Here is a 6907-nt window from a genome sequence, read left to right as displayed (position 1 = left end):
GGTGACGGGCGGGCAATCCTGACGCTGGCCGAAGAAGTCTGGCGCGCGGCGCGTGACGGCGAGGTTTTCGACGCGGAACGGGTACAGCAGATCGTGCAGCGGCGTGCGCCGGTCTACGACAAGAGCCAGGATGGTCACTACAATCTGATCTCGGCGCTGCATAAATCCGTGCGCGGGTCGGATCCTGATGCGGCGCTCTATTACCTTTGCCGGATGTTCGATGCGGGTGAAGACCCGCTCTACCTCGGGCGCCGGCTCGTCCGCATGGCAAGCGAGGATATCGGTATGGCCGATCCACAGGCGCTCGTGATCTGCAATGCCGCCAAGGACGCCTATGACTATCTGGGCTCGCCGGAGGGCGAACTGGCGCTGGCGCAGGCTTGCGTCTATCTCGCCACCGCACCGAAATCCAATGCGGTTTATCTGGCCTACAAGGCGGCAACACGCGCGGCCAAGGAAAACGGCTCGCTTGTGCCGCCGAAGCATATCCTCAATGCGCCGACGAAGCTGATGAAGGGTGAGGGCTACGGCAAGGGCTACGCTTATGACCACGATGAACCCGAGGCTTTTTCAGGCCAGAATTATTTTCCGGAACCGCTTGGCCGGCAGACGTTTTACGATCCGCCGGAGCGCGGCTTTGAGCGAGACATCCGCAAGCGCATCGACTATTGGAACAAGCTGCGGCGGGAACGCGGGGAGGAATAAAGAAAGGCCGCTGAAAAGCGGCCTTTCTTTTTGTGTGATGTTGGTCCGTTAGGCAGCTTCCGGCTTGCGCGGGAAGGGCGTTACATTTGCCGTATCGTCGTCGAGCTTCAGGCCACCCGCCTTGAGCAGCGAGCTGAAGCGGCCGTTCTGGCGCGCCAGGGCATCGAAGCTACCGGACTCGATGATTTCGCCCTGGTCCATGAAGAGCACGATGTCGGCATCGCGGACAGTCGAGAGACGATGAGCGATGATGAAGGTCGTGCGGTTCTGGCACAGCTTGTCCACCGCAACCTTGACGCGTGCTTCCGTCTCGACGTCGAGCGCACTGGTCGCCTCGTCGAGGACCAGGATCGGCGCATCCTTGAGGATGGCGCGGGCGATGGCGACGCGCTGACGTTCACCACCGGAGAGCTGCGACCCGCGCTCGCCGACAACGGTGCCATAGCCGGCAGACTTGGCGAGAATGAAGTCGCTGGCATCGGCGGCTTCGGCCGCAGCAAGCACATCCTCGTCGCTAGCCTTCGGGCGACCAACGCGGATATTGTCTTCGATCGAGCGATTGAACATCCCCGCATCCTGGAACACGGTCGCAATGGCGTTGCGCAGTGAGCGACGGCTAACCGTACGGGTATCGATACCATCGACCAAAATACGGCCTTCCTTCGGATCGTACACGCGCTGCAAGAGATTGATCAGCGTCGTCTTGCCGGCACCGGTCGGGCCGACGATGGCGACAGTCTGCCCGGCCTTGGCCTTGAACGAAACGTTCTTCAGGCCCTGTGTCGAATTGGCGAATTCGAAGGAAACATTCTCGAACTCGACGTCGCCGCTGACATTATCGATGTCGTGCGCCGTCTTCGGCTCGATCGCATAGGCAGCCGATGCTTCCATCTCATAGAAATCTTCAAGCTTGGCGCGGGCCGCGAAAATCTGGTTCACGAACGCACTGAGCTGGTCGAGACGACCGATCAGCAGGGTGGCGAAGCCCGTGAATGCCACGACCTGGCCGACACCCATCTCGCCGTGCATGACGAAGTATGAACCGAGAAGCAGAACGACGATCATCGAGATGGTCGATGCCATGCGGTTGATGCCGCTGGCCAAAGCCCACCAGTTCAAAACGGGATACTGCGAATCCAGCAGCTGCTTTGCGTAAGATTGCAACGCGCGGGTTTCTTCTTCGATGCGATTGTAGCTCTGCAGTACGGAAATGTTGCTCATCGAGTCACTGACGTGACCAAACGCAGTGATGTGATGGCGTTCTACCTGAGCCTGGCCATCCTTGGTCTTGCTGGTAACCACGCGGCTGACGATGACGTACAGGGCACCGAGAACGACCAGCACCGAGGTAAGACGCCAATCCTGGCTCAACGCGAGCGGGAACAGGAACAGAATACCGACAGCGGTTGCAAGATGTGTGCGCATGAACTCCAGCCAGAGGCCGAACAAGGTCTCGACGGCGCGCAAAAGCGTATGCAAGGCATTGGATGTTCCGCGCTGATGATGCCAGGCGAGCGGCATGCTGATGACGCGGTTATAGGATTCCGTGAGCACCGCAAGTTTGCGGCGATGCGCAAGCCGGTCAGCCTCGCGGGAAACGAGCACGTTTGCACCGATGTGAAACAATCCGACGCTCGCCAAAAGGCTCAGCGCAGGCAAAATGGCCGCTTTTGTTGCGATGGCCTCGATCACGCGTCCCAAGAGCCAGGGCTCCGCGACCATAGTGAGGGCGAGAGCTACGTTGGCGACGCAGATAAACACAGTCGCGCGCTTTTCAGCGCCGAGATATTGGAGCGATTTCCAATAGATGTTTAACAATGACACTTTGCCACTCCGCTACTGGGGCCGCTACTCACGCTGTAGAAATGACACTGCATCAGACTCTTGTGCACCGCAATATTCAATGCTCTAAAGTTATGCTAGTTCCTCGTTCCTGTGTGGAACATTTTTCTACGTCGCGTAACGTCCCGTGATGATTCAACCAATTGAGTTGGCAACATAAACTGCGCAGGCTGAATGTAAAATGAACGCAATATTGCTTGTGGCTTCAGGTGGAGCCATCGGATCTGTCGCGCGATATCTTGTCGGGGTCGGGATGGCACGAGCCTTCGGCGTGGCTTTCCCATACGGCACACTGGCGGTGAATGTCATTGGAGGTTTTCTCATGGGGCTTTTCATCGAGCTTCTCGCCCGCCGCTTCGAAGGATCGCCCGAACTGCGGCTCTTTATAGCCATCGGGATTCTTGGCGGCTTCACGACGTTTTCGTCATTTTCGCTGGATGTCGTCGTGCTTTGGCAGCGGGGTGAACTCGCAATCGCTCTTTTTTATATGCTCGCGAGCGTGATCTTGAGCATTGGCGCGCTGTTTTTTGGATTATGGCTCGCAAGAATGACTACTTAGTGCTATTCGCACCTCTGACCCAAGAAGGCAGAGTTGATGGCAGCGGTAGAACAGAAGACAGTCGATACGGGCGAGGCCGAAATGCGCCTCGACCGTTGGTTCAAGGTACATTTTCCTGGTTTAGGATTCGGGCATCTGCAGAAATTGCTGCGGTCCGGCCAGATAAGGATCGATGGATCGCGCGCCAAATCCGACACGAGGCTGCAGGCCGGGCAGACTATCCGCATCCCTCCGCTACCGGTTGATTCCAAAGCCGAGGGCCATCTGACCGGTAAGAGCATTCGCGGCCGTGACGACGGCGACGTGCTGAAACAGATGCTGCTCTATGAAGATCCGAAGGTGTTCGTCTTCAACAAGCCGGCGGGTCTGGCGGTGCAGGGCGGTTCCGGCGTCAATCGTCATGTTGATGACATGCTGGAAGCCTGGCGCAACAAGAAGGGCGAAAAGCCACGACTTGTCCATCGGCTCGACCGCGACACGTCGGGCGTTCTCGTCGTTGCCCGCACACGCGGCGCAGCGCAGGCGTTGACCGCAGCTTTTCGCGAGCGTGAGACGAAGAAAACCTATTGGGCCCTGGTGAAAGGCATCCCGCGCAAGCGTGAGGACAAGATCACCACCTGGCTGGTCAAGGAAACGACGCCCGATGGCGATCGAATGCGCGTTGCCCAGCACGGCGAACCGGATTCGGATCACGCCGTCTCCTATTATCGTGTGATCGAATCTGCCGGACAGGTTCTGACATGGCTGGAAATGGAACCCTATAYGGGCCGCACGCACCAATTGCGCGTGCACGCTGCCCACATCGGTTGCCCGATCATCGGCGATCCGAAATATTTCGAAGCGGATACGAACTGGTCTTTCCCGGGCGGCATCCAGAACCGCCTGCATTTGCACGCGCGCAGGATTCGTGTTCCCAACCCGTCGGGCGGCATCATCGATGTAACCGCGCCATTGCCGCCCCATATGGTGCAGACCTGGAACCTGCTGGGACTCGATGAGAGCGACGGCGACGAAGATAATTAATTAGCGGGCTGTCATGATGCGTAACGACCTCTTCAACATGGACAAGAAACAGGATCTTTCCGACCCGGATCCAGTTCGCCGCGCGCAGATCCAGTCGAAAATGCCTTTGCCAAAGCGTTTTTACAAAGAGGCCGCCGTTGCCGAGCATGACGGTCAGTTTGCTGTCGAGCTGGACGGCCGCGCAGTCAAGACACCGGCCCGGCAGACCCTTGCACTGCCGACGCGCGCGGCGGCGCAGTTGATTGCCGACGAATTTTCCGTGCAGGAAAAGGAAATCGACCCGGCACAGATGCCAGCTACCCGGCTTGCCAATACAGCGATCGACGGGATCGTAAATGATCCGCAGGCGGTGCTGGAAGATGTGTTGCGCTTCGCCTCGTCGGATATGCTGTGCTATCGCGCCGGTTCACCCGAACGGCTGGTCGATCGCCAGACCGAACTTTGGGATCCGCTCATCGATTGGGCGGCATCGGAGCTCGGCGCGCGCTTCCTATTGGCGGAAGGCATTATGCATGTCGAGCAGCCGCGCGAGGCGCTAGGCGCTTTCAGTGTTCACCTCGGCCAGTTCAATGACCCGTTCGCCATTGCCGCGCTGCATACGATCACGACATTGACCGGCTCGGCAATCATGGCGCTCGCCGTCGCCAAAGGCGAGATTTCCGGCGAGGAAGCGTGGAGGCTCGCGCACGTTGATGAGGATTGGACGATCGAGCATTGGGGCGAAGACGCCGAAGCGGCTGTCCGCCGCGCTGTGCGTGAGCGCGAGATGAACGTAGCGGTGAAGATGCTGGAAGCTGTTTCCGCCTCGTAATCGGCTTTTTGCTTTTTCTAACAGCGTTAAAACAAAAAAACCCCGGCTCGCACCGGGGTTCTTTTTAAAATCTCGGTCAGATCAGACCGAMTAGTACATGTCGTATTCGACCGGATGCGGTGTCATTTCGAAACGCATCACTTCGGCCATCTTAAGTTCAATGAACGAGTCAATCTGATCGTCATCGAACACCCCACCGGCCTTCAGGAAGCCGCGGTCCTTGTCGAGGCTCTGGAGTGCTTCACGCAGGGAGCCGCAGACGGTCGGGATCTTCTTGAGTTCCTTTGCAGGAAGATCGTAAAGGTCCTTGTCCATTGGCTGGCCGGGATGGATCTTGTTCTTGATGCCATCAAGACCGGCCATCAGCATCGCGGCGAAGCCGAGATAAGGATTGGCTGTCGGATCCGGGAAGCGGATTTCAACACGCTTGGACTTCGGCGACGAGCCGAACGGAATACGGCAGGAGGCCGAACGGTTGCGCGCGGAATAGGCCAGCAGAACCGGAGCTTCATAGCCTGGAACCAGACGCTTGTAGGAGTTGGTCGAGGGGTTGGTGAAGGCGTTGATCGCCTTGGCATGCTTGATGATGCCGCCGATGAAGAACAGGCAGCTTTCGGACAGACCGGCATATTCATTCCCGGCGAAAGTCGGCTTGCCGTCTTTCCAGATCGACATGTGAACGTGCATGCCCGAACCATTGTCGCCAAAGACAGGCTTCGGCATGAAGGTCGCTGTCTTGCCATAGGCATTGGCGACCTGATGCACGACGTATTTGTAAATCAGCATCTTGTCGGCGTTGCGGGTGAGGGCGTCGAACTTGATGCCAAGCTCGTGCTGTGCGGCAGCCACTTCGTGGTGGTGCTTTTCAACGCGCACGCCCATTTCCGTGAGGACAGTGAGCATTTCCGAACGCATATCCTGCGCGCTATCGATTGGCGGGACCGGAAAATAACCGCCTTTGATGCGCGGACGATGGCCAAGGTTGCCGGTTTCGTAGTCGGTATCGTCGTTCGACGGCAGTTCGGTAGAGTCGACCTTGAAGCCAGTGTTGTAGGGATCTGCCTTGTACTTGACGTCGTCGAAAACGAAGAATTCGGCTTCCGGGCCAACGAAGATGGTGTCGCCGATGCCTTCTGCCTTCATGTAGGCTTCGGCCTTCTTGGCCGTGCCGCGCGGATCGCGATTGTAGGATTCGCCCGAGATCGGATCGAGAATGTCGCAAAGGATAACCATGGTAGACTGCGCGAAAAACGGGTCCATGTGAACCGTATCGGTGTCTGGCATAAGAACCATGTCGGACTCATTGATGGCCTTCCAGCCGGCAATGGAAGAGCCGTCAAACATGACGCCATCGGCGAACATGTCTTCGTCAACTTCAGCAATATCCATCGTCACGTGCTGCAGCTTCCCCTTTGGATCGGTGAAGCGGAGATCGAGGAATTTTACGTCGTTGTCCTTGATCTGTTTCAGAATATCTTTAGCGGTCGTCATATCAATTTTCCTTATTCAGCGACGATGATACTGGTTGCCGGCGCGAACGTGCCAGCGGAGGGTGTTCGGATCAGATGGCGTCGATGCCGGATTCTCCGGTCCGGATGCGCACAACTTCCTCAATGTTGGATACAAAGATCTTTCCGTCGCCGATACGGCCGGTCTGTGCCGCCTTGCGGATCGCCTCGATGGCGGCCTCGACGGATTCGTCGCCCAGAACGATCTCGACTTTCACCTTCGGCAGGAAGTCGACGACATATTCAGCGCCGCGATACAATTCGGTATGACCCTTTTGACGGCCAAAGCCCTTCGCTTCGGTCACTGTGATGCCCTGAAGCCCCACTTCCTGCAGTGCCTCTTTCACCTCATCCAGTTTGAATGGTTTGATGATGGCTTCGATTTTCTTCATCAGAGAACGATCTCCCTATGCATAGAAACGGACCTCTTGCCCGCTTTCACTTCAAAAAGCAGGAAGC

Annotated in this window: 7 protein-coding genes; 4 read left to right on the top strand and 3 right to left on the bottom strand. The window is 57.5% G+C overall.

Annotated features, from left to right (window positions below; all coding sequences use genetic code 11):
- A partial coding sequence (locus ACXJ5O_RS15165) for an AAA family ATPase (RefSeq protein WP_457300607.1) occupies positions 1–705 on the top strand: 705 nt, incomplete at its 5' end.
- Between the two features lie 48 nt (positions 706–753).
- Here the strand turns inward: ACXJ5O_RS15165 and ACXJ5O_RS15160 are convergent.
- Positions 754–2529 carry a glucan ABC transporter ATP-binding protein/ permease gene (locus ACXJ5O_RS15160; protein ID WP_457300606.1) on the bottom strand — a complete coding sequence of 592 codons (1776 nt, stop codon included), beginning with the start codon at positions 2527–2529 and terminating at the stop codon, positions 754–756.
- Positions 2530–2728: 199 nt separating this feature from the next.
- Between ACXJ5O_RS15160 and crcB the strand changes: the two genes are divergently transcribed.
- The 3 genes from crcB to ACXJ5O_RS15145 are packed head-to-tail and all read left to right on the top strand — an operon-like array spanning position 2729 to position 4940.
- Positions 2729–3106, top strand: coding sequence for a fluoride efflux transporter CrcB (gene crcB, locus ACXJ5O_RS15155; protein WP_457300605.1), 378 nt, complete (start codon positions 2729–2731; stop codon positions 3104–3106).
- Between the two features lie 36 nt (positions 3107–3142).
- Positions 3143–4129: an RluA family pseudouridine synthase gene (locus ACXJ5O_RS15150; RefSeq protein ID WP_457300604.1), complete on the top strand. Its 987-nt coding sequence runs from the start codon at positions 3143–3145 to the stop codon at positions 4127–4129.
- Between the two features lie 16 nt (positions 4130–4145).
- A complete protein-coding gene (locus ACXJ5O_RS15145; protein ID WP_457300608.1) occupies positions 4146–4940 on the top strand; it encodes an ATP12 family chaperone protein in 795 nt (264 codons plus the stop codon).
- An 81-nt stretch (positions 4941–5021) separates the two neighbouring features.
- On the opposite strand, the gene glnA is transcribed toward ACXJ5O_RS15145, so the two are convergent.
- On the bottom strand, positions 5022–6431 hold the full coding sequence (glnA, locus tag ACXJ5O_RS15140; RefSeq protein WP_457300603.1) for a type I glutamate--ammonia ligase: 1410 nt from the start codon (positions 6429–6431) through the stop codon (positions 5022–5024).
- A gap of 70 nt (positions 6432–6501) precedes the next feature.
- Entirely contained in the window at positions 6502–6840 is a 339-nt protein-coding gene (locus ACXJ5O_RS15135; protein ID WP_008123000.1) for a P-II family nitrogen regulator, read from the bottom strand.
- Positions 6841–6907 lie beyond the last annotated feature (67 nt).

The organism is Phyllobacterium sp. P5_D12 (assembly GCF_054049495.1).
This window is presented reverse-complemented; position numbering and strand designations above follow the sequence as displayed.